Here is a 2,002-nt window from a genome sequence, read left to right as displayed (position 1 = left end):
CGCGCCCGTCGTCAGCCGCGCGCCGGCGCAGCCCACCCGCACGGCCTCCGGGTCCGTCGCGGTGCACGGCGGCCGGGCCCGCGTGGCCCGCGGCAGCCGCATCTGGGTCGAGGGCAAGCACGACGCAGAGCTCGTCGAGAAGGTCTGGGGTGACGACCTCCGCATCGAGGGCGTGGTGGTCGAGATGCTCGACGGCGTGGACAACCTCGCCGAGCGGCTCGCCGAGTTCGGACCCGACGCCGAGCGCCGGGTCGGCGTGCTGGTGGACCACCTGGTGCCCGGGTCCAAGGAGCAGCGCCTCACCGACGAGGCGCTGCGCACCGTCCCCGCGGGCACGGTGCTGGTGCTGGGCCACCCCTACGTGGACGTGTGGCAGGCCGTGCGCGCCCAGCGGCTCGGCCTGGAGCGCTGGCCCGTGATCGACCGCGGGACCGAGTGGAAGCTCGGCATCCTGCGCTCCCTGGGTTGGCCCGCGGAGACTCAGGCGGACGTCGCACGCGGCTGGCAGCGGATCCTGGGCTCCGTGCGCGACTTCCGCGATCTGGACCCGGCTCTGCTGGGCCGGGTCGAAGAACTTATCGATTTCGTGACCTCGGCGTAAGGCGCAGCCTCTACGGTTGGTCATATGTCCGAAAACTCGCAGGAGCCCGAGACTCCTCAGCAGCCCGGCCCGGCGCCGCAGCAGCCCGGCCCCGCGCCCCAGCAGCCGCAGGGCGGCCCCGCCTACGGGACGCCGCAGCCCGCCCAGTCCCCCTACCAGGGCCCGCCGCAGGCCGGCCAGCCCTACGGTCAGTACCAGCCGCAGCCGCTCACGCCGTCGGACGAGCGCCTGTGGACGGTCCTCGCCCAGGTCGGCCCGTTCCTGCTGTCGTTCATCCCTCCGCTGGTGATCTGGCTCGTGCTCAAGGACCGCAGCCAGTTCGTGGAGCAGGAGGCCAAGGAGTCGCTGAACTTCCAGATCACCCTGGCCATCGCGCAGGTCGCCGCGGCGATCATCACGGCGATCACGTTCGGCATCGGCGCGATCGTGTACCTGGCGTTCATCGCCGCGATCGTGTTCATGATCCTGGCGGCCGTGGCCAACGGCAAGGGTGCCCCGTACCGCTACCCGGTGAACATCCGTTTCATCAAGTAGGGCCCGCAGGACAGCAACGACCATGCACCTGCTGCCAGCCGGATTCCGGGACTGGCAGCAGGTGCATGGTCGTTCCTGCGTGGGTCGACGTCAGGCCACGGCGGGACCGGCCGGGGCGGGACCGGCCTCGATGGCCGCGACCGGGCCGCCGGTGATCCGGCGGAACGCGAAGGCCAGCGCCAGCAGTGACAGCGGGATCGTGACGAACAGGCCGAGCCCGCAGACCAGCGCGCCCACGATGTTGATGCCCAGGAGCGCGAGCTCCAGCAGGAACACCGCGCCGAAGTTCTGCCCCACCAGGCGGAACGAGCCGGTCAGCGCGTCCCAGGCGTTCAGGTTCCGGTCGACCACGTTGTGGTACGTGAACGGCGCGAAGATCGCCAGGGCGATGAGGCCCAGGCCGCACAGCAGCGCACCCACGAAGCCGGCGACCAGCAGCAGGAGCGCCGTCAGGATGATCATCGGGTAGCTGTTGACCTTGAAGAGCGTGCCCCAGGTCGCCTTGTAGCCGGTGGCCTCGCGCAGCGCGGCGTTGATCCCGAGGGCCCCGAGGATCGAGTTGATGATTCCGCCGAGCAGCCCGAGCAGCGAGCTGCCGAACGACACCCCGGTGGCGGTGGAGGTGCTGATGTCGCCGCGCATAGCGGCCTCGTTGATCTCCTGGTAGTCGCCGAAGCTGCCGGCGTTGAAGATCGCGCCGACGGCGAAGGACAGCAGGACGAACAGCACCCAGAAGAGCCAGTTGCCGGTGAACCGCTTCCACCCGTAGCCCAGCGCCTCGCCGACGGCAAACGTCGCGGCCGGCTGCGCGCCGTACGGCCCGCCCGGACCACCGTAGGCCGGCGGCTGGCCGGCGCCCCCGTAGGC

At 71.1% G+C, this 2,002-nt stretch carries 3 protein-coding genes; 2 read left to right on the top strand and 1 reads right to left on the bottom strand.

The window, feature by feature from the left end:
• On the top strand, positions 1–601 hold a 601-nt coding region (locus tag PROKR_RS05855), incomplete at its 5' end, for a DUF3097 family protein (RefSeq protein WP_036960513.1).
• A 24-nt stretch (positions 602–625) separates the two neighbouring features.
• A complete protein-coding gene (locus tag PROKR_RS05850) occupies positions 626–1,135 on the top strand; it encodes a DUF4870 domain-containing protein (RefSeq protein ID WP_084800272.1) in 510 nt (169 codons plus the stop codon).
• Positions 1,136–1,225: 90 nt separating this feature from the next.
• Here the strand turns inward: PROKR_RS05850 and PROKR_RS05845 are convergent.
• The coding region (locus tag PROKR_RS05845) for a DUF2189 domain-containing protein (RefSeq protein ID WP_036960511.1) at positions 1,226–2,002 on the bottom strand (777 nt) is incomplete at its 5' end.

The organism is Promicromonospora kroppenstedtii DSM 19349 (assembly GCF_000515355.1).
Lineage (GTDB): Bacteria > Actinomycetota > Actinomycetes > Actinomycetales > Cellulomonadaceae > Promicromonospora > Promicromonospora kroppenstedtii.
Note: the sequence above shows the minus strand (reverse complement) of the source record. Positions and strands in the feature narration are given on the sequence as shown.